Source organism: Butyrivibrio sp. ob235 (genome assembly GCF_900109475.1).
Lineage (GTDB): Bacteria > Bacillota > Clostridia > Lachnospirales > Lachnospiraceae > Butyrivibrio.
Genome location: NZ_FOBE01000001.1, coordinates 64,406 through 85,313, shown reverse-complemented (window position 1 = coordinate 85,313; position 20,908 = coordinate 64,406). Strand labels below are relative to the sequence as shown.

Sequence of the window (20,908 nt, the reverse complement as noted above, 5' to 3'; positions counted from 1 at the left end):
TAGTGTCAAAAATGTATCAGTCAACTGACGGATATCCATGAGCTTCCAAAAGTGTTAGCGCCTTTTCCATAGCCTTATCATCGTGGAATTCTATGCTAAGAGTACCATGCTCGAACTCACGGTTATGAACGATTCCAATATTTTTGATATTGATACCATTCACTGAAAGAAGTGTTGCAACAGAGGCGATGTTACCGGGTTCATCCGCAATATCAACTCTGATAACATAGGTCTTCTGAATGGGTCCTCTTCTGAGATCGTTGAAGGAATCCCTGTACTCTCTGGCAGATGAGAAAAAGTCCATGAGGCCATCGCCATCAACCTTATCAATCACCTGCTTCATCCTGTTCAAATAATCAATATAAGTATCCAAAAGCGTAGAAATATTCTTATGATTTGTAAGACAGATCTGCTGCAGCATCACCGGTGATGAGGATGAAATTCTGGTGATATCCTTAAAGCCGCCGGCCGCGATCATTTTCATAAGACCGTCTTCCGAGTCGCTGTCATGAACAAGATTAACAAGGCATCCACTTATTACATGAGGTACATGGCTTACTGCTGCTGTGATAAAGTCATGCTGCTCATAGGGAATAATAAGCGGTGTTGCCCCCATAAGCTCAACAAGCTCTCTGTAATTTTCAAGTCTCTCATCAGAAGTTTTTTCTGTCTTTGTAAGTATGTAAAAAGCATTTTCCAAAATGGAAGCCTTTGAGTTTATGTAACCAATCCTCTCAGTACCGGCCATCGGATGTCCGCCGATAAACTGTTCTTCTAATCCCAGCTCTTTTACATGCTCATGTATACTTGTTTTAACCGAACCGATGTCGGTAAGAGTCGTTTTGGGATTGAGATATGGCTTTATCAATGCAAGATTATCATTATTTCTTTCAATCGGTGCGCATAAAAAGATGTAGTCACATTCGGAAAATCTCTCATCAACCTTGTCACAGGCCACATCCACAATACCATCCTCTTTAGCTTTTAATGAAGTCTCCGGATGTGGTGTATATGAAATAATGCGTATTTCAGGTCGTTTAGCCTTAAGGGCTCTGGCCATTGAGCCACCTATAAGACCAAGGCCTATAAAACCGCAGGTCAGATTATCATTAATCATTATTAAATTACTCTCCTGGAAGTACGAAATTTAATTGCAATAAATACTACGAACAGTAAACACTATACCACGTTAAAGTGCGAAAATCAAATGGAATAATACGCCCCAAAATAAATAATACGCCCCCGGAAAATATATTCATTCCCATCCTCGTTGCGCTGCGCACATAATCGGATGGTCCTGAATATATTTTTCGGGGACTTTGTTTTTTTAATCCCTTTTGAAGATATCTCTTGTATATACTTTATCGCTTACATCGTCAAGGCAAGAATCATAGCGGTTGGCGATAATGGCGCCGCTTTTCTTTTTGAATTCATCAAGGTCATTAACCACAAGGCTTCCAAAGAAGGTTGTCCCATTTTCAAGTGAAGGCTCGTAAATAATTACGGTTGCGCCTTTTGCCTTGATGCGTTTCATTACGCCTTGTATACTGCTCTGACGGAAGTTATCGGAATTGCTCTTCATAGTAAGTCTGTAAACTCCTATGATAACTTCATGTTCACGAGCTGCATCATAAGCTTCGCTGTTGCCGTAGGCTCCGGCGATGTCGAGTACTCTGTCTGCAATGAAATCCTTACGGGTTCTGTTGGATTCAACAATAGCCTCAATGAGGTTTTCCGGAACATCCGAATAGTTTGCAAGAAGCTGTTTTGTATCCTTTGGCAGGCAGTATCCACCATAGCCAAAGGAGGGGTTATTATAGAAATCACCAATTCTGGGATCAAGACAAACTCCCTTGATGATCTTGTCTGTATCAAGTCCCTTCATCTCCGCATAAGTATCAAGTTCGTTGAAATACGAAACACGCAGCGCAAGATAGGTATTTGCAAAAAGCTTTACAGCTTCTGCCTCAGTAAAGCCCATAAAGAGAACATCAACATTTTCCTTGAGTGCTCCCTCATTCAAAAGCTCTGCAAATATATGAGCGGCATTTGTCAGATCTTCATCATCCATATCCGTTCCTACAATAATTCGGCTTGGATATAAATTGTCATAGAGCGCCTTGGATTCTCTGAGAAACTCCGGACTGAAAAGAATCTTGTCAGAGCCGGTCTTATTTCTGATCTTCTCAGTATATCCAACAGGGATGGTACTTTTTATAACCATATAAGCATCAGGATTAACCTTCTGAACAAGATTGATAACAGCCTCTACCGCACTTGTATCAAAATAATTCTTCTTGCTGTCGTAGTTAGTCGGTGCTGCAATGACTACAAAATCTGCATCACGATAAGCAGCCTCACCGTCTGTTGTCGCATGCAGATCCAAATCTTTTTCTTTAAAATGTTTTTCGATGTATTCGTCCTGAATCGGTGAAATCCTCTTTTCGAGCATATCCACCTTTTCCTGAATGACATCCACAACAGTCACTTTATGTTTTTGTGACAGCAAAGTCGCGATTGAAAGTCCCACATAACCGGCACCTGCAACCGCGATCTGCAAATTCTTAAAATCACGCATAATTCTAACCCCTACATTTCATCGAGCGTATCCTGAACAGTCTCGTACACCGAGATTCTCTGTCTGTCATACTCGGGCATTCCGATGAAAATAGCCCCATACTCATAGCTGTCCTCAAGAGCTGTTCCTCGTACAATTTTAATAAAAACATGAAGAACCTCTTTGGTCCAGATGGTAAGATTACACTCGTAATTGTCTCCCATTGTTAGCTGGAGATCTGACTGAAAACCCATTCCTGCACGTGAGCAGTTCATAACTGAAATAGCCACAGCCTCCGGTTCCTGAGTACTACCGATAGGGCTCATTAAAAGCTCTCCGTCCAGATCAAGTCTTTTGTATTTACGTCTCTCTTCCATAATATCCCCCTCGAATAAGATATAGTATTACTATAGCCTAAATCTCGTCATCCGTAAAGAAACAAGCATCACCAAAACTAAAGAATCTGTACCGTTTACTTATAGCTTCCTCATATGCATTCAGAACATTCTCTCTGCCTGCAAGTGCCGAAACAAGCATGACCAGAGTTGATTCCGGAAGATGGAAATTAGTAATAAGGCAATCTGTCACCTTAAAGTTGTAACCGGGATAAATAAAAATAGAAGTATTGTCCGCACAGGGCTCAATATGTCCGTTCTCATCTGCTGCGCTTTCAATGGTTCTACAGCTGGTTGTACCAACGCAGATAACACGATGTCCGCTCTCTTTTGCCTTATTGATTTTCTCAGCTGCCTCTGCATTCACCTGATACCATTCGGTATGCATATGGTGCTCAAGAACGTTTGTAACCTTAACCGGTCTGAAGGTTCCGAGTCCAACATGGAGCGTTACGTAAGCAAGATCAATTCCCTTGTCCTGAATTTTCTTAAGAAGATCATTGGTAAAATGAAGTCCCGCTGTAGGCGCAGCTGCTGATCCCTCATATTTTGCATAAACCGTCTGGTACATATTTTTATCCTGAAGCTTATGCGTAATATAAGGAGGAAGCGGCATCTCTCCAAGCTTATCAAGGACCTCTTCAAAAATTCCTTCGTATGAAAACTGAACGAGTCTGTTACCTTCTTCAACAATATCAAGGATCTTTGCGTTTAAAAGTCCTTCTCCAAAAGTAACCTCCGCACCGGGGCGAAGCTTTTTACCGGGTTTAACAAGAGTCTCCCAGATATCGTTCTCTCTTCTCTTTAAAAGAAGAATCTCGACTGCAGCACCGGTATCCTTCTTTGTTCCAAGAAGTCTTGCCGGTATAACCTTTGTATCATTGAGAACAAGGCAGTCACCGGGCTTAAGATAATCGATAATATCATGGAATATCTTATGTTCGATATTGCCTGTCTTTTTATTCATCACAAGGAGCTTAGCATCATCACGTGCGGGAAGCGGATCCTGTGCTATCAGTTCCTCAGGAAGATCAAAATAATAATCGCTGGTGCGAAGACCCAGGTTTGGGTCGTTCGCACCTTTATTTGTTATGGTCACTATATTCTCCTGTTATTGATTCATCAGACTTGCTTTATTAAGGAATGTCTTGTAGGCGCGAAGCGCTTCATATATATCAGCCTTGGAGGTTGCCTCCCAAGGTGCATGCATATTGAGCACAGCAACACCGGCATCAATTACGTTCATTCCGTAAAGAGCAAGGATATAAGCGATAGTTCCGCCACCGCCTACATCTACCTTACCAAGCTCGGCAGTCTGGAAAGTAATATCATCCTCTTCAAAAATGCTTCTGATATGTGCTAAAAACTCTGCGTTTGCATCATTTGATCCGGACTTTCCACGGCTTCCGGTGAACTTACTAAGTACCGGGCCAAGGCTGAGGAAGGATGCATTCTTCTTCTCAAACTGGCCTGCGTACATAGGATCAAAGCCTGCATTAACATCAGATGAAAGCATGCAAGAATTTGCAAGACATCTTCTGAGCTTAAGATCGTTGTAATCACCGCAGAGGTTCATGAGCTCTGCAACAGCATTCTCAAAGAAGCGAGACTGCATACCTGTAGCACCAACGCTGCCGATCTCTTCTTTATCAACCAGAATGCAGCAGCCTGTTCTCTTTAAGTTCTTTACTCCAAGGAGTGCTCTCATTGAAGGGAAAGCACATACTCTGTCATCCTGACCATAGCCAAGGATCATTGAGCGGTCAAAGCCTGCATCTCTTGCCTTACCTGCAGGAACAATTTCAAGTTCTGCTGAGAGGAAATCCTCCTCCTCTATTCCGTAAAGGTCATTTAAGATTCCAAGGATTCCGCGCTTAACTGCACCTGAAACCTTGCCACTCTCTTCCTTCTCTGCCTTCTCATAATCTACAGCATACTGCTGACCCTCTGTAAGCTTAGAGTTTCTCTTCTCTGCCTTCTTCTTTTCATTACTCTCAACAACAAAAGGTCTGTTACCGATTACAAGATCAAGAGCCTCTCCCTCTACAACCTGAGCAGCCTTCTTGCTCATAAGATCACCTGAGAGGTGGATAAGTAGATCGCTTACAAAAAATACCGGATCATCCTCATCCTCACCGACATTAAGCTGAACAGTGGTACCGTCCTTCTTAACAACAACGCCGTGAAGTGAAAGCGGAATTGCTACATAAAGATACTTCTTGATTCCGCCATAATAATGTGTATCAAGATAAGCAAAACCGCCATCCTCATAAAGCGGATTCTGCTTAACATCCATTCTGGGAGAATCGATATGCGCACCGAGAATATTCATACCGTTCTCCAACGGCTCTGAACCAATCTGGAACATTGCGATGGATTTGTTCATCCAAACGCTGTAAACCTTATCACCCTTCTTAAGCTTTGTCTTAGATCCAATAAGCGTGTTAAGCTCGCGGTAGCCCGCCTCCTCTATTTCATTAACAATGCAGTCGATTGCTTCGCGCTCTGTCTTTGCATTATCAAGGAAGTTTTTATAATCATCAGCAAAAGCCTCTACTTCCTTAAGCTGTTTTGCAGTGTACTTTGTCCATACATTTGCTCTTTTCATTTATTTATTCCTTTCTCTGTTTTCGTGTTTATTATTATAGAAAACAGTAAGATTTACATAAAAATCGTGCTTATATATGATAAATGAAATCAATAGTACTTTCAACAGTTCACGGGATATTTAAACGTCTTTAAATCTTATTTTTTTATTAAAAATACTGTTTGCAATTCAAAGCTCCTTCAGGGTAAAAATTATCCTCCCTGCCAGGTAGAAGAAGAAACTTGTTTCTACCTGGAGGGAGGAATATTTACTATAAGAAATGGTTCTTATACTTATTTAGTTTACAACAGTATCAAGATCCCACTTTTCATAGATCTTAGGTACATCGCTGATAAGTCTCTTGGTGTAATCAGCCTGAGGATTGATGATTACATCCTCTGCTGTACCTGACTCTACGAACTTACCGTGCTCCATGATGTAAACCTTATCGGAGATATAATATGCAAGACCGATATCGTGTGTGATAAAGATAATAGTCATGTTGATCTCATCACGAAGCTTTAAGAGCATATCAAGGATTGTAGCTCTTGAGCAGGCATCGATCATGGATGTGGGCTCATCTGCCATAAGGATCTTCGGCTTGAGAAGGAAGATACGTGCGATCATAAGTCTCTGCATCTGTCCGCCTGAAAGCTCGAAAGGATACTTATTTGTGAGCTCTGCATACTTCAGGTTAACGAAGCTGCAGGCCTCTGTCTTCATCTGTATCTTCTGCTCCTCGGGAAGATTCTTGAAGCCCCTCATATTAAGGCAGTCATCAAGAACCGCATCGATCTTGTAGAAGATGTTATAGGATGAAAACGGATCCTGGAAAATCGGCTGAATATTCTTCCAGTATTCCTTCTTTTTAGCATTTGTACTGATATCACGGGGTTTTCCCTGATATTCAATGGTACCCTCTGTAGTACTGATAAGACCGAGAAGCATCTTGGAAAGTGTTGTCTTTCCGCTTCCTGACTCTCCAACGATTGAGATGATCTCACCCTCGTTGAAATCAAAGTCTACATGGTCAACTGCTACGGTCTGTACCTTACCGACACCGAATACCTTAGTAAGTCCTCTACCTGAGAGGCAAGGCTTCGGAGCGGGCTTATTGGTATCAGTCGAAGTCTGTTTCTGGTTCTGGTTTGCTGTCGCTTCCATTTGAATATACCTCCCTTAGTTTTCTTACTGACATCAGGCAGCGATAACATCTGCCATTCTCAAATTCTTTCTCATCCGGTGCCATAGCGGTACAGGTAGGAACCGCATATTTACATCTGGGTGCAAATCTGCAGCCCTTAGGCGGATTTTTCAAGTTCGGAGGAGTTCCGGGAAGAGCTGTAAGGTTGTGAGCTTTCATACCCTCCTCAGGAACGATGATAGATCCCATAAGACCCTTAGCGTACGGATGAATAGGATCAAATACCATCTGCTTTGCTGTTCCAAGCTCAACAAACTGGCCGGCATACATAACTGCTATATCATCAGTAACGTTATAAAGAAGCGGCAGCTCGTGTGTGATGAAAATCATGGATTTGATGAAGCCCTTTTCCATGAGCTGTCTCATCATACGGATAACCATCTTCTGAGATGTAACGTCAAGCGCTGATGAAGGCTCATCGGCGATAAGTACCTTAGGTGAAAGGATTGTTGAAATAGCTATAACTGTACGCTGTTTCATACCACCTGAAAGCTCTACCGCATGCTTCTCAAGAACCTCTTCGGGAAGTCCGAGTTCAGCAAAACGCTCTCTTGCCATGTCATAGATATCCTTCTTGGACATCTTGATTCCATGTGCATGAATAACATCCTCGATAAAACGAATGATTTTCTGAGTAGGGTTCAGAGCATTCATAGCTGCCTGAGGGATGTAAGCGATCTCGTTACCGAGAATCTTACGGCGAACATCGTCGGGCTTCATATTAGAAATAGTCTGACCATCTACGATTATGTCACCACTTATATAATGAAGCGGTGCGAAATAATAACCCATAAGTGACAATGCAAGTGTGGATTTACCACATCCGGACTCACCGGCAATACCGAGTGACTTTCCCTCTTCTACTTTAAGGGAAACACCGTCAACCGCATATACGTCCTCATGGAATCTGGTTATATATTTAGTTTTGAGGTCTTTAACCTCAAGCATTACTTTTCCCATTATTAACCTTTTCCTTTTCTTTTAAGTGAGATTCACAGTTACCTTTTGTTCCGGATTACGATCAGTCACGCAGCTGCGGGTTGAATACCTGATCCATTCCTGTATTCATAAGGTTCAGTGAGAACGAAATAAGTGCGATGAGTATTACTACCGGGAAATATGCCCACCAAGAACCATTGAGGTGTGCAGAATACTGCATTGCCCACTGCATCATAAGTCCCAGAGTTGCTGTCTTTGTTGTTGCAGGACCAAGTCCGATCATTGACAGCTGTGCTTCTGCAAGGATTCCTGATGAAATCTGCAGGATCATAGCCATAACAACGTAGGATGCGATGTAAGGAAGGATATCTGTGAAGATGATCCTGAACATGCTGTGTCCTGACAGTTTTGACAAATTAACGTGATCACGGTTTCTGAGTGATATAACCTGTGAACGAACGGAACGTGTCGTCCAGGGCCATGATGTCAGACCGATGATGATACCAACCATTGCAATACCTCTTGCCTTATCTCCTACTGAATAAGAAATGAGGATAAGGATTACAAAGGAAGGAATAACTGTAAACAGGTTTGTTACGAAAATGATGATGTTATCAGCAAGTCCGCCCATGTAACCTGCAAGAAGGCCAAGTAAAAGTCCGATTGCAGTAGCGATAAGTCCTGCAAGAAGACCGATCTTCAATGAAGATTTTGTTGCTGCTACAAGCTCTGTGAGGACATCACGTCCAAAGTTATCTGTTCCAAGAATGAAGGTCTTCTTAGATACATCTTTGATGTTTACATAATCTGTATCCTTGATTACCTTGCTCTGCTGAAGATTACCCTCTTCGTCCTTTTCAGCAACGATAACTCCGGAATCCTTCATAGCTGCTGTAATCTGAGAATCAAGTCTCTTAAGCGCTTTTCTCTTGGCAGTTGTGTATCCCTTATACTTTGTGTTGGGATCATAATTTGCTTTCCAGAGAGCTACAAGACCTTCAGCATCAGTTACATCTATATCAGCTTCTGCAACGCCCTGCTTAAGAAGGAATTCCTGGATTTTTGCTCTTGTTTCTACATCGAGTACCATCTCAAGCTTTGAAAACTGCTTGGGAATCTGTAAGTTATAAGATTTTTCAAGTGTTGCCTCCTCAACAGATACATATGTACCGGGTTTGAAGAAGTTACCCTGACCTATCATCTGCAGCGGGTCAGCTGTTACAAACAAAGGATAAATGAGGACTGTAAGCAGTATGAACATAAAGATTACAAATCCGAACAGGAATTTTCCGGAATGGAAAACTTGTTTTATTGTATTTTTCATTTTTCATTCCCTCCTTAATCCTGCTGATTAGCCTTAACTCGAGGATCAATAACACCATAAAGGAGTTCGACCGCAAGGTTGGCGATAAGTACCATGATTGTGATGATGAGTGTACAAGCTGAAAGAAGCGGATAATCCTGACCGTTTACAGCTGAAAGAAGTGTCATGCCAAGTCCGGGATAAGAGAATACCATCTCTGCAACGAGAGCACCACCCATCATAGTTCCGAGTGAAAGTGCAAGACCTGTGATCTGAGGAAGCATAGCGTTTCTGAACACATATCCTACAATCTTGCTATCCTTGATACCAAGGAATCTTGAGTATTTTACATAATCTGCATTCAACTCATATATTGACATTGATCGCATACCGATTGCCTGACCGCCGATCGTAATAAGAACGATTGACCAGAAAGGAAGCTGGTAATGCGCGATAATCGATTTCATGAAAGTCCAGCTCATATTAGGTATAAGATCATAACCATATCCACCTGATGAAGGAGCTATTTTAAGTCTGATTGCAAACAGATACAGAAGAACTGTTGCCATACCAAATGCCGGGATATTTCCGATAAAGAGGAAAATAGGAAGGATTACCTTATCAAAAGCGCCTTTGATATAAGCGGCAATCGCACCTAAGATATTACCGAGAATCCATCCAACGATAATTGCGGGAAGCTGCAGGCAAACTGTCCACCATACTGCGTTCGCAATAATATCGGAAACAGGTCTCGGATACTGGCTGAAGGAAACACCGAAGTCACCCTTTAATGCATTTCCAAGCCACATAAAGAACTGTTTGTACATCGGTTCGTTGATACCGAATTTTGTAGCATAGTCATTTAAGACCTTCTGAATAGCCGTTGAATCCGTCATACCGCTGACTGCCTTTGATGCTATAGCGGAAACAGGATTTCCGGGCATCAGGCGCGGCAGAATAAAGTTGAGGATTACGGCGAAAATGAGTGTCAGAAAATACCAGAATAATTTCTGACCATAGTATTTTTTATAGCCTTTCAATTTAGAAATACCTCCCTTCTTCTAACATACGCCGAATTTTTGCGTAATTTAAGGGACTGCCGCGTGGTTTTGTCGCCGCGTTGGCGATCATGCCCCACGGCAGCCCCCAATTTACTTAACTAAAACTATTTTGTTACAAATTACTCAACAAGCTCAAGCTCGTAAAGTGCTGCAATACCATAACCGTCTGTGCAGTCTGTCGGAGGAATATTTCTTCCGTCATCAGCTGCAGGATAGTTTGTCCATACAGACTCGTTTACAGCATAGAACAATGTAGGACGATACATAAGAGCAACTGCAGGGCACTCATCAAGAAGGATTCTTGAAAGTTCTGTATAGTACTCTTTAAGCTTAGCTTCGTCTGTCTCTGCAGGAAGAGCCTCAAGGATCTTCTCAGCATCATCGTTCATGTAGTGACCGAAGTTACCACTCCAGTTAGATGCAAGCTTTGCATACTCTTCTGAGAAGTAGAACATTCCCTTTGAGTAAGGGTTCATAACGCCTGCGCCGGGTGTTGACCACATGCAGATATCGAAGTTACATGTTGTCATGTCATCGTAGAAGGAAGAAGCCTCAGGGAAGTATGTCTGGATATCAATACCAATCTTCTCGCCGGCTGCTGCTACGATTTCCATAGAAGCGTTCCAGTCTGACCATCCTGTAGGACACTCAGCCTTGAAGGAAAGGTTCTTACCGTTGTACTCACGGATTCCATCGCCGTCACTATCAACGATTCCTGCATCGTCAAGGAGCTTGTTAGCGCCGTCAACGTCTGCGTTATCCCACTGAAGATCTGCGATAGCGTCGAAGTCTACATACTTTCTCTCGCCGTCTGTAGGTCCAACAACTGATCTCGGATACTCAGCAAATGTAGGTGACTGGCCTGACATAGCGGATGCAATGATCTGCTCATAATCAACTGCCATAGCGATTGCACGACGAACTTCCTTCTGATCAAGTCCTTCTCTCTCTGTGTTGAAGAACATTGAAGGCATTACTTCGCATGCGCCGTAAGGTGCATCATCGAGCCATGTGGAAATCGGAAGATCATCTTCGAGCCACAGGTTCTGTACATCTGTAATGAACTGCTGGCAGACATCAACTTCGCCCTGAGAAAGAGCAACCTGACCTGCTGCATTGTCCTTATAGATTGTGTGAGCGATGTACTTCGGAACGGGAAGCTTACCCCACATGGAGCTTGCCTGTCCCCAATAGTTGTCATCTCTCTGAAGAACTGCCTTCTGGTCGTTAGAAATGTAAGGAGCATAAGGACCTGTGTGAACAAGATCTTCCATAGTATCCTGTTTAACCTTATCAGCATCCTCACCGTTTCTCTCCTCTACAGTCTGCAGATAAGCCTTCTGCATCATGTACATTGTGTTGAGGATTGAAGTAACCTTAAGAGGGTTAACAGCAACGCCGTTTTCAACCTTAGCCTTGATGAGAACTGTTGAATCATCAACAGCTTCTACAGAATCAACATAAGTTGAGAAATCAGCACCCTGTGAAGACTGATACTTAACATGTGTGTCGTAAGTATAAGCTACATCTTCAGCTGTGAAAGCTGAGCCATCGCTCCACTTAGCATCGCCGTTAAGAGTTACAGTAAGCTCTGTCTGATCATCGTTCCAGCTGTACTCTGATCCAAGAAGAGGATAGAGCTTGCCATCAAGAGCGTTGAACATGAACAATGTCTCATAAACAAGTTCACGAGCTGACTCATTAGCTGAAAGTGCAAGACCATTGTTTGAGTTAGCTGACATCGGGTTCCAGTCATTGATTGTTCCCCACTGCTGACCAGCCTCATACAGAGTCTCGTTTCTGGGTGTTGACTCGCCGTCAGCTGCTGCTGTATCTTCAGCAGCTTCCTCTGTAGTCTCTTCCTCAGCTGTCTCTTCGGTTGTCTCTTCTGCGGTTTCCTCTGTGGTCTCCTCAGCTGCTGTGGTCTCTTCAGTAGAAGTTTCCTCTGTAGCTGCAGGAGTCTCAGTTGTAGTTGTGCCACCGTTGTTACCGCCGCCGCATCCAGCTATCATCGAAAGTGACATAGCTGATACGCACAGAAGTGACATAACCTTCTGTAAGTTCTTCTTCATAACTTACCTCCCTTTCTAAAAGTGTTTTTTCGGGTTTTATAACCCACAACATGTTAATATTTTACTTATCAAAAATTGCTTTATATATAAAAATATCCACATGTATATAAAAATTTCCGCATTTATACAATTTGTACACTTTTACTCTCTTTTTTCTATTTTGATTGTCTTTTATTGACAAAACCGCATGTTTTCAGTTGTCTATTTGCATAATAAGTTTGAACTTTCTATGAATTTAATGTAAAATTTTCGTGTAGGCAATATTTGATAATTGTAAGGAAAATGATATGCAAACTAATTTAAAAGTCATTGCATGGCGATTTGAAGAGTATTACAAGAAAACGCGAATTCCTGTATGGGTTTTCGAACAGAATAACAGCCTTGTTTTTACCAACTTCACCACTTCCGCTATCCTTAATATCATGGAGGAAATGTTGCAGAAGGCAAGGAATTTCCGTATATCTCATTCTATTGAAGGATCCTACCTCGATCTGGATAATCCTTATGAGATGTACTATTCCTTTAACTCCGACGGCGGAAAGCATCAGTTCTATACAGTTGTCATAGGTCCCGTCATGACTGTTAAGCCAAGCGGAAACGTCTGGCCTAATCTTACTTTCGGCGAGAATCTGTTCGTTGAGCAAAAGAGAATTCTTTCCAATGCTCTTCCGGTTATTAACAAAGAAGAGTTCCTTTTACATATAACAAACTTCTTTAATGAAGTTCTTGAAGAAACGCCTCCGGATTTCAGTGCTCATTCCGAAAAGTTTCTTAATACAGCAAAAAAGAAATCCCAGTCTTCTGATATCGCAGCATTCGACGCGGAGTTATCTGCAGAGGATGCCCGTGCCTATGAAGAGATCAGCAGAATCGAGGAATTATTCAATGTATTCGTTGTAAACGGAAGTGTTTACAAGCTCTTCTCTCTTTTTGATGATGAAAAAATCATGGATGTTCTGTTCCCTGACAAGACTTCATACAGAGACTGCGGCATACGTTCAATTGAGCTGTTAACTATTGCAAAAATCGCCTCCATAGAGAGCGGGACCGACAAGAAGATCTGCCAGGCAAGGTTTGAGAAGTTTGTACAGGAGCTTAAGGTCTGCAAGAGCTATGAAAAGATCGTATCGGTACTTAGAAACGGAACACTTGAGTTTGCCAAGAGTTCACATGAGGTTAATGCACATACAAGTGAGAACTACTCTCCTATGACCAACAAGTGCATTAAACGCATCATTGAGAAGCTTCCTGATAAGATTACTCTTGATGATCTTGCATCTGAACTGCATATTTCAGCAAAATACTTATCTGCGCTCTTCAATAAAGAGACCGGAACTTCAATATCTGACTTTATGCAGAATATCAGAATCAATGAAGCTAAGCGCCTTCTTCGAAATACGGATCTTAGTTATTCGGAGATCAGTAATATGCTGAACTTCTGCTCCCAGAGTTACTTCAATAATCTGTTCAAGAAAAAGGAAGGCATGACGCCTAAAGAATACAGAGAAAAACGTGATGAGCTCGTTATGAGTTCACAATAAGGCATAAAAAAGAACCGCATCATCACGCGGTTCTTTTTTATACAACTTCCCTCGTAAGGTCCTTCACCCACTTATACTTCTGAAAATGGTACATCACCCACGGTATCTTCCCGACTTCATCCAGACAGGTGCAGGCATATACTGCCACCACCGGCCAGTGAAATACGAAGGCCCCTAGGAGTGCAGTCGGTATTGCGAGACACCACATGCAAACAGCCAGGCTGTAGACATCGAAAAGTGTATCTCCCCCTGCTCCGAATATGCCGTTGATGATAATCGTGTTTACGCATCTCCCTATCATATAAATCGCCATGACAACCATCATCCCCATCAGATGGCTTCGAGCAATATCCGTAAGCTTCATAAAATTCACCACCGGTACTGTTACGACAAGTACCAGTGCTGTGCAAAGAAATCCGATAACGTAAGAAATCTTTGCAAGGCGTATTCCATACTGCTTTCCTTTTTGAAGTTTTCCTGCACCAAGTTCGTTACCAACCATGATGCCGCCGGCACTGCTGATACCGTTACACATACAGCAGAACAGATCACGCACCACCGCTGCAACAGAATTGGCAGCTGCCGCATCGCTTCCAAGGTGGCCCATAATCGCGGTGTAGGAAGTAAATCCTACTCCCCAGAAAAGGCCACCGCCGAGTAATGGAAGCGACACTTTAATAAAATCGGTTCTAAGTCCCGGAAAGCTTTTCAAAAGATAACCGAACCGCGGACGAAGAAATCCTTTCTGGTAACTTGAGCTAACTGCCCATATAACTTCGATGATTCTGGAAAGCAGCGTTGCAAGTGCTGCTCCCTTTGCTCCCATAGCAGGGATTCCGAATAAGCCAAAGATAAAAATACTATTCAGAATAATGTTTATAACAACCGTACCGGAACTGATCAGGGCTCCTCTCTTTACATGATCCGTTATCTTCATAATCGTAAGATAACATTCGGATATTCCTGTAAGAAGATATGACCAGCCTGCAATTCTAAGGTAAGACGCGCCAATTCTTATAAGTTCCGGATCATGAGCAAATATCATCATAAGAAGTTCCGGAACAAGAAGACATGCACCTGCAAATATTATGGAAACAATGCCGACACAGCGCATCATCATCGCAAAAATTTTATTTATGGTATCAGTATCCTGTTTACCATAGTACTGGGCTCCAAGAATCGATCCCGCAGCTGTCGCAGCACTCAGAACCATGTTCTGAATAAACTGCACTTGCGTAGCAAGTGAAACCGCCGCCATCTGGTTCTGCTCTATTCTTCCAAGCATTACGGCATCCGCTGCTGCAACAGCAGCAAGCATCAGACTCTGAAATGCAATTGGAAGAGTGAGCCTCACCAGTTTGTTATAAAATTCTTTATCTGCAAATAGATTTTTCATAATCACCTTTTATGAATCAAATTCATGAAAGTTCATTTGCCATTCTGTATACTCTTGTAGCATTCTGCTCAATCTGTTTTCTTGAGATTGCACCGGACTTAATGTCTGCAAGGATTCTATCGAAATCACCCTGAGTTCCCGGCATGAACAGATCTCCGCCAGCCTTTACAACTTCATTTGCAAGAGCACCTCTGTGCTTATTTTTGCTTGATACTGTGAGCATCTCAACAACCCAGTCAGTCATTACGATACCCTTAAAGCCATACTCACAGCGAAGGATATCTTCGATAAGTCCTCTGTGCTCTGAAGTGTGCTGGCCATTAAGAAGGTTGTAAGATGTCATAACTGCCTTAGGCTGTGACTTTCTTACACAGATTCCAAAACCGCGGAGATAAATCTCTCTCATTGCTCTCTCGGAAACATGGCTGTTGTTATTGTATCTGTTTGTCTCAGCATTATTTGCTGCATAGTGCTTGATTGTAGTACCACAGCCCTTATGCTTCTGAACACCGTTTGTTATAGCAGCTGCGAAAAGTCCTGCTACTAACGGATCTTCTGAATAATACTCAAAGTTTCTTCCGCAGAGAATACTTCTGTGAATATTAAGAGCAGGTGCAAGCCAAAGCTGTACATGGAATCTCTCCATCTCTTTTCCTACGATATCGCCGTAAGAATAAGCAAGATCATAGTTGAAGGTCTGTGCAATAGCAGTTCCAATCGGAATTGCTGTAGCATACTGCTCTTTAATCTCTGTTCCGGGCTTAGGCGCATTAGCCTTGGCAAGCTCTGCGATTGCTGCCTTCTCCTCATCGCTCATAAGCTCCATCATGCTGCCAAGTGCTGAACCGATACCGTGAACACCGGTCTCGTCCTCAAAATATTCCTTGGTAAGGCGAAGGCCCGCAGGGCCGTCAGCCATAACCATACTCTTAATGCCTTTATCCTTATATCTTGTTGTGGTCTCACCTGCGGCACCTGCAACAGCAAAAGATGCATTACCGATAACCTGAAGACCTGAGTTCTTGGGATCAAAAGCACCGGTGTTGATATAAGCAAGTTCTTCATCAGAAAGACCTGCAATAATATCATCCACAGGATAATCAACATCATATGTTACTGTCTCTGTATCAAAATCGGAAGCAGAAAGCTCTATTGTGGTAAGACCCTCTACTGACTCTTCCTTTGCGGATGTGGGAACAAAATCCTTAAATCCGGGAGTTCCGAGGCAGTTTCTTGTCTTCATGGTTGTAACTGTATCAGCTAGAACAACAGCTCCTGCCTTCTTAACGTCTCTTGAGCAGTTACCTACATAGATCACATAATTGCCCTTATCAAGGATGTAAGCCTGTCCCTCTTCATCATAGGATGCGATATCTGAAAGCTTGAAGGTAGCTTTTACTGTCTCGCTCTGTCCTGCTCCGAGTTCAGAAGTCTTAACGAATGCAACAAGGTCCTTTGTGGGCTTATCCAGTTTTCCGAAAGGACAGGATACATAAACCTGTACAACCTCTTTTCCTGCTACCTTACCGGTGTTTGTAACCTTAGCTGAAACAGTGATTTCCTCTTTATTGTTAGAAACAGCTTCAGGTTCAACAGTGAATTCAGTGTATGACTTACCGAATCCAAACGGGAACAGAGGAGTTACATTCTGTGTATCAAAATATCTGTAACCTACATAAATCCCCTCATTGTAGTGAACATCATCATTGTCACCGAAATCTCCGAGAGTGCTGTAATCCTCCCACTTAGCCCAGGTTGTAGCAAGTTTTCCTGAAGGATTAGCCTTGCCAAGAAGGATATCTGCAAGCACGTTACCTGTAACAACACCAAGCTGTGAAAGAAGAAGAATGTTTCTAACTTCCATAACGGGTGATAAATCAACAGGGCCGCCTACATTAAGAACAAGCATGAATTTATCAAACTTTTTGTTGAGCGCGAGGATATCTCTTACCTCTGTATCCGTAAGAAGAACATCACCCTTTTCAGGCTTTCTGTCATTTCCTTCTCCTGAATTTCTTGAAAGAACGTAAATTGCAGCATCACCGTCACCTGTAAGTTCAAGGTCATGCTCGGGTTCAGGCTGAACCATACCGAATGCAAACATAACAGGATTTGCTCCTATCGCTTCTGCATCCTTTCTGATCTTTGCAAGGAATTTCTCATGTGTCTGTGCAAGAACGCCGTCAAAAGCATCAAGCCACTCACCTGATGTAATAGTGAAACCCGCATCCTTAAGACCTTCTTCAACGTTAACAGAAAATCTGCTGTTAACTTCACCGGAACCTGTACCGCCCTTAATCGTGTGACGTATTCCGTTTCCGAATGCCGCTATTTTGCAAGGACCTGCAAGCGGGAAGGACTCATCCTTTTTAAGAAAAAGTGTGCCCTCAGCGGCTGTATTTCTTACGAGTTCCAAGTGTTCCTGTTCGTATTTTTCCATTGTAATCTCTCCTATAAATGATGTAGTTTTTGCTAACCCTTAAAGCTTCCTTACCCTAAAAAAGAATCTTTAAGTTTTTATCTCATTGAATTCAGAATAGCATTTTTGTAGAATGAATGTATATGAAATCGATTTATTTTATATGATATATGTTATTAATTCCCCTCATCCGCCCTTCGGGCACCTGTCTACGCTCCGCTTCGGTCCGCGCTGGACCGACGTCCCCCGGACGTCGAGCGCCCCCTAGGGGAAGGCGAAAGGAACAAATTATGAAAAAGACTACCACCTCCCAAGATCTATACCGTCTCCTTCTCGATGACGAGCTCGCACCGGAAGTAAAGAGCTTCACACCGGACAAGTCTGTTTCAAAAATAAGAAACACCATCCTCAAGGGCTTCAAGGAGCAGGTATTTTTCGAGACTGAAGGCGAGGGAGATCCTATCTCCTACAAGAGAGCAACGGAAAAAACAATCATGTACTATATTTCAACAGGTAATCTCACCAAGATTCTGGCTCTAATAGAGAGTTTCGATCCTTCCGAGAATCATTACAGTCCCGGAGCCTTCAACGATATCGGCGAAGTCTCGGAAAATCCTCTTTCCCAGGCAATCAGTATGTTTGTCAGCGGAATAACACTCTATACCAGAGCTGCACTTGATGGCGGGCTCCCGGATCATATCGCCTACTCCCTTAGCGACAACTACATCAAATACAGCCTCATGGAAACGGATATCTCAAAACTCAATCATCTTCAAAACTGTGCGCTCTACGATTTTACCTATCAGGTGAGCGCCTACAAATACAGAAGCTGCGGCCTGTACGTGAAGAAATGCTGCGAGTATATCTCAAGACATCTCCATGAAAAAATCACTCTTTCCGACCTTTCTTCCATAACCGGAAAAAGCGAGGGATACATCTCCAAAATATTCGAGGAGGAATTATCTGAAAGGCCTTCGGTTTTCATAAGAAATCAGAAGCTTGAATATGCAGCGCATGCTCTTGAGATTACTGATATATCCATATCTTCGCTTTCAGATCTCCTTGCATTTCCCAGCACCAGCGCTTTCATCACCTACTTCAGGCAAAAATACGGAGTTACACCGCATGAATATAAAACAACATTTTCTCGTTTGTAGGTCAAATTTTCTGGTATACTATATATAGTGTTTTTACACGAATCTTTTCAGGGGGAAATGTTGTAAATGGTTGAAAACATTGAAGTGCTTACTCACAGTAGCATTAGAATCAATTCCGACAAAGGAGTAATCTATGTTGATCCTTTTGAGATAAAGGACGCTCCGCATGATGCGGATTATATATTCATCACACATGATCACTATGATCACTTCTCTCCGGATGACATAAAGAAAATCATTAAAAGTGATACACGTATTGTTGCTCCGGAAAAAATCGCAAGTAAAGCAGAAGTTCTTCTCATGGAGAACGGAAAAGTTCTTGGAGTAAAGCCCAAAATCTACAAAGAATTTGATGGCCTTGAATTTGAGACAGTACCCGCCTATAACAACCTTAAACCCTTCCATCCGAAGGCAGCAGGCTATGTAGGTTACATTTTCAGAATTGATCACAAAAGAATATATGTGGCCGGTGATACCAGCCTCACCAAGGACGCACAACAGGTCAGATGTGATATCGCTCTTGTTCCCATCGGAGGGAAGTATACCATGAATGCCCAGAAGGCAGCAGAGCTTGTAAATATCATCAGACCCGAAGTAGCTATTCCCACTCATTACGGAAACATTGTTGGCAGCCCTTCAGACGCGAAAGTATTTAAGTCAAACGTTGATTCTCATATTAAAGTAGAAATCAAAATTCACTAAGACAATCTCATAATTACTTGAAAAAAATAAGCGTAGCATCTGCTACGCTTTTTATATCACTTATTTATAATACGGTGATAGCTTTCTTCGAAGAACATAACGTTTAAAATTCTCGTCTCTTACCACTCCGCCGATAAAACATTCTCCATCTGAATATTCCATGCGTTGTATAAGAGCACAGGCCTGTACAACATCTGTCTTTGCCTTTTTACCTTCCAGATATGTATCAACAAACTGGAAAGTAATCATTTTACTGTCCTCAATCTTCTTTTTCTGCTCATCGGAAATACGGCATTTTAAACCAATATTCTCTTCGCTGAGATTGGTGACAATACCTTCTATTTCAGCGTCATAGCCCTCAATATAAACAAGGGCACTACTGTACATTTGAATTCTCTCGTTATTTCTTCTATCACTCATGCCGCATCATCCATTATTTCTTCGTATTCCTGATCATAGATATCAAGACCTACATTAGGATTCTTTTTAACGCCTTCTTTATAAATTGTAGTCCAGTCATTTTTCATGGAAACCGGAATAAATCCCTGCTCTGCGCAGTCAGCTTCCATTTTCTCTGCCTTTGTAAGATTGCCATATTCTCTGTCAACGTCATCACAGCAAAGCATAAATGCAAGACTCTTGTACTGATTATCATGAATTACATAATTAGCCATGCTGAAATCGCCGGAGCTGTTACCAAAAGCAAGAACAGGCTGAACACCTATTTCACGAACAATTGCGGTAACCTTATTCGTCTTAAGATTCTTAACCACAAACTCGCCGCCGGTAATAACCTTATCATCAGCTGTAAACTGGTATTTAAGGCCATCCTCGTCTCCCTGTCCGCTGGCTTCGATAGTTTCATCAGAACCAATAATCTGATTCATTGGAACCTTTAAGTTATTTCTAACTCCGCCCCTGACTATGAATCTGTCTGTTCCACTGACAACATAGACTGTAAAGTCATTTTCATTAAGAAAATCAATAACCTCCATCATCGGCTGATAGAAGGATTCTCCTCTTGTCATACCGTCGTATCCGGGAGCCGGCTGATTGCTGAATTCCTCAACATAATCCTGGAATTCATCCACAGTCATTCCGGCAAAAGCAGTTGAAATTGCTGTTCCGTGGTCAATATCCATTGTCTTAGGATATTCACCGTCCTGAATCCACTGCAGGATCTGCGCTGCAACGTCCTTCTCAAAATCAGAAGCCTTATCCTTATAATCCGGATCTTCAAGCACTCTGTGAAGAAGCAGGCTGTGATCAAAGTAAATAGGATTTGTCTCGGAAAAGAGTGTTCCATCCAGATCAAATACGGCAATTCGTCTCTCAACAGGAATATAATCCGCACTGTTTTCATCAGTGATTGCACTCATATAATTTATAAGTGCTTCCTTCGCAGGTGCGGTATCTGTCCAGGATGCAAGGGCGTTGCCGGAAGAAGTATTCGTCTTAACCGTTTCCCTTCCTCCTTTTATGATACAGAAAGCTGCTATCAGAAAAATTACCGCAATTACAATTACTACCTTAAGGTAATTAACCTCTGGATTTTTATTTTCCATCAATATCTCC

Annotated in this window: 17 protein-coding genes; 3 read left to right on the top strand and 14 right to left on the bottom strand. The window is 42.3% G+C overall.

The window, feature by feature from the left end; translation table 11 throughout:
- Window positions 1-16: 16 nt before the first annotated feature.
- The 10 genes from BMW61_RS00370 to BMW61_RS00325 all read right to left on the bottom strand — a co-directional run bounded on the left by BMW61_RS00370 (window position 17) and on the right by BMW61_RS00325 (window position 12,118).
- A complete protein-coding gene (locus BMW61_RS00370) occupies window positions 17-1,117 on the bottom strand; it encodes a prephenate dehydrogenase/arogenate dehydrogenase family protein (RefSeq protein WP_091819379.1) in 1,101 nt (366 codons plus the stop codon).
- Window positions 1,118-1,327: 210 nt separating this feature from the next.
- Entirely contained in the window at window positions 1,328-2,578 is a 1,251-nt protein-coding gene (locus BMW61_RS00365; RefSeq protein ID WP_139176150.1) for a nucleotide sugar dehydrogenase, read from the bottom strand.
- Window positions 2,579-2,589: 11 nt separating this feature from the next.
- A complete protein-coding gene (locus BMW61_RS00360; RefSeq protein ID WP_022759830.1) occupies window positions 2,590-2,934 on the bottom strand; it encodes a PilZ domain-containing protein in 345 nt (114 codons plus the stop codon).
- 37 nt (window positions 2,935-2,971) lie between these two features.
- Window positions 2,972-4,051, bottom strand: a complete 1,080-nt coding sequence (gene queA / locus BMW61_RS00355) for a tRNA preQ1(34) S-adenosylmethionine ribosyltransferase-isomerase QueA (protein WP_278289162.1) — start codon at window positions 4,049-4,051, stop codon at window positions 2,972-2,974.
- A gap of 12 nt (window positions 4,052-4,063) precedes the next feature.
- Window positions 4,064-5,560, bottom strand: coding sequence for an aminopeptidase (locus BMW61_RS00350; protein ID WP_091819378.1), 1,497 nt, complete (start codon window positions 5,558-5,560; stop codon window positions 4,064-4,066).
- 276 nt (window positions 5,561-5,836) lie between these two features.
- Entirely contained in the window at window positions 5,837-6,703 is an 867-nt protein-coding gene (locus tag BMW61_RS00345; RefSeq protein ID WP_044958415.1) for an ABC transporter ATP-binding protein, read from the bottom strand.
- On the bottom strand, window positions 6,660-7,703 hold the full coding sequence (locus tag BMW61_RS00340) for an ABC transporter ATP-binding protein (RefSeq protein ID WP_022759826.1): 1,044 nt from the start codon (window positions 7,701-7,703) through the stop codon (window positions 6,660-6,662). The genes BMW61_RS00345 and BMW61_RS00340 overlap by 44 nt, the downstream gene beginning before the upstream one ends.
- A 61-nt stretch (window positions 7,704-7,764) precedes the next feature.
- A complete protein-coding gene (locus tag BMW61_RS00335; protein WP_026497591.1) occupies window positions 7,765-9,006 on the bottom strand; it encodes an ABC transporter permease in 1,242 nt (413 codons plus the stop codon).
- Between the two features lie 14 nt (window positions 9,007-9,020).
- Window positions 9,021-10,025, bottom strand: a complete 1,005-nt coding sequence (locus BMW61_RS00330; RefSeq protein ID WP_026497592.1) for an ABC transporter permease — start codon at window positions 10,023-10,025, stop codon at window positions 9,021-9,023.
- A 140-nt stretch (window positions 10,026-10,165) separates the two neighbouring features.
- A complete protein-coding gene (locus tag BMW61_RS00325) occupies window positions 10,166-12,118 on the bottom strand; it encodes an ABC transporter substrate-binding protein (RefSeq protein WP_091819377.1) in 1,953 nt (650 codons plus the stop codon).
- Window positions 12,119-12,405: 287 nt separating this feature from the next.
- On the opposite strand from BMW61_RS00325, the gene BMW61_RS00320 reads away from it, so the two are divergent.
- A complete protein-coding gene (locus BMW61_RS00320) occupies window positions 12,406-13,659 on the top strand; it encodes a helix-turn-helix domain-containing protein (protein ID WP_091819376.1) in 1,254 nt (417 codons plus the stop codon).
- A gap of 37 nt (window positions 13,660-13,696) precedes the next feature.
- Here BMW61_RS00320 and BMW61_RS00315 read toward each other — a convergent pair whose 3' ends face one another.
- Window positions 13,697-15,055: an MATE family efflux transporter gene (locus BMW61_RS00315; protein ID WP_175475057.1), complete on the bottom strand. Its 1,359-nt coding sequence runs from the start codon at window positions 15,053-15,055 to the stop codon at window positions 13,697-13,699.
- A gap of 22 nt (window positions 15,056-15,077) precedes the next feature.
- Window positions 15,078-17,495: a glycoside hydrolase family 3 N-terminal domain-containing protein gene (locus BMW61_RS00310; RefSeq protein WP_091819375.1), complete on the bottom strand. Its 2,418-nt coding sequence runs from the start codon at window positions 17,493-17,495 to the stop codon at window positions 15,078-15,080.
- A gap of 269 nt (window positions 17,496-17,764) precedes the next feature.
- Here BMW61_RS00310 and BMW61_RS00305 point away from each other — a divergent pair, with 269 nt between their 5' ends.
- Window positions 17,765-18,631, top strand: coding sequence for a helix-turn-helix transcriptional regulator (locus tag BMW61_RS00305; protein ID WP_026497597.1), 867 nt, complete (start codon window positions 17,765-17,767; stop codon window positions 18,629-18,631).
- A gap of 66 nt (window positions 18,632-18,697) precedes the next feature.
- Window positions 18,698-19,333, top strand: coding sequence for an MBL fold metallo-hydrolase (locus BMW61_RS00300; RefSeq protein ID WP_091819373.1), 636 nt, complete (start codon window positions 18,698-18,700; stop codon window positions 19,331-19,333).
- A 60-nt stretch (window positions 19,334-19,393) separates the two neighbouring features.
- Here the strand turns inward: BMW61_RS00300 and BMW61_RS00295 are convergent, their stop codons facing one another.
- Both BMW61_RS00295 and BMW61_RS00290 read right to left on the bottom strand, forming a co-directional pair.
- The gene (locus BMW61_RS00295; protein WP_091819372.1) at window positions 19,394-19,753 is read right to left on the bottom strand and encodes a hypothetical protein; all 360 of its coding nucleotides are present in this window, start codon (window positions 19,751-19,753) and stop codon (window positions 19,394-19,396) included.
- Window positions 19,750-20,898, bottom strand: a complete 1,149-nt coding sequence (locus BMW61_RS00290; protein WP_091819371.1) for an HAD family hydrolase — start codon at window positions 20,896-20,898, stop codon at window positions 19,750-19,752. Before BMW61_RS00290 ends, BMW61_RS00295 begins: the two co-directional genes overlap by 4 nt.
- Window positions 20,899-20,908: the final 10 nt, after the last annotated feature.

What these genes read in the sequence shown, in the direction of transcription:
- BMW61_RS00370 (WP_091819379.1), bottom strand. Translation starts at nt 1,117, where the DNA reads ATGATTAATGATAATCTGACCTGCGGTTTTATAGGCCTTGGTCTTATA.
- BMW61_RS00365 (WP_139176150.1), bottom strand. Translation starts at nt 2,578, where the DNA reads ATGCGTGATTTTAAGAATTTGCAGATCGCGGTTGCAGGTGCCGGTTAT.
- BMW61_RS00360 (WP_022759830.1), bottom strand. Translation starts at nt 2,934, where the DNA reads ATGGAAGAGAGACGTAAATACAAAAGACTTGATCTGGACGGAGAGCTT.
- BMW61_RS00350 (WP_091819378.1), bottom strand. Translation starts at nt 5,560, where the DNA reads ATGAAAAGAGCAAATGTATGGACAAAGTACACTGCAAAACAGCTTAAG.
- BMW61_RS00345 (WP_044958415.1), bottom strand. Translation starts at nt 6,703, where the DNA reads ATGGAAGCGACAGCAAACCAGAACCAGAAACAGACTTCGACTGATACC.
- BMW61_RS00340 (WP_022759826.1), bottom strand. Translation starts at nt 7,703, where the DNA reads ATGGGAAAAGTAATGCTTGAGGTTAAAGACCTCAAAACTAAATATATA.
- BMW61_RS00335 (WP_026497591.1), bottom strand. Translation starts at nt 9,006, where the DNA reads ATGAAAAATACAATAAAACAAGTTTTCCATTCCGGAAAATTCCTGTTC.
- BMW61_RS00325 (WP_091819377.1), bottom strand. Translation starts at nt 12,118, where the DNA reads ATGAAGAAGAACTTACAGAAGGTTATGTCACTTCTGTGCGTATCAGCT.
- BMW61_RS00320 (WP_091819376.1), top strand. Translation starts at nt 12,406, where the DNA reads ATGCAAACTAATTTAAAAGTCATTGCATGGCGATTTGAAGAGTATTAC.
- BMW61_RS00315 (WP_175475057.1), bottom strand. Translation starts at nt 15,055, where the DNA reads ATGAAAAATCTATTTGCAGATAAAGAATTTTATAACAAACTGGTGAGG.
- BMW61_RS00310 (WP_091819375.1), bottom strand. Translation starts at nt 17,495, where the DNA reads ATGGAAAAATACGAACAGGAACACTTGGAACTCGTAAGAAATACAGCC.
- BMW61_RS00305 (WP_026497597.1), top strand. Translation starts at nt 17,765, where the DNA reads ATGAAAAAGACTACCACCTCCCAAGATCTATACCGTCTCCTTCTCGAT.
- BMW61_RS00300 (WP_091819373.1), top strand. Translation starts at nt 18,698, where the DNA reads ATGGTTGAAAACATTGAAGTGCTTACTCACAGTAGCATTAGAATCAAT.
- BMW61_RS00295 (WP_091819372.1), bottom strand. Translation starts at nt 19,753, where the DNA reads ATGAGTGATAGAAGAAATAACGAGAGAATTCAAATGTACAGTAGTGCC.
- BMW61_RS00290 (WP_091819371.1), bottom strand. Translation starts at nt 20,898, where the DNA reads ATGGAAAATAAAAATCCAGAGGTTAATTACCTTAAGGTAGTAATTGTA.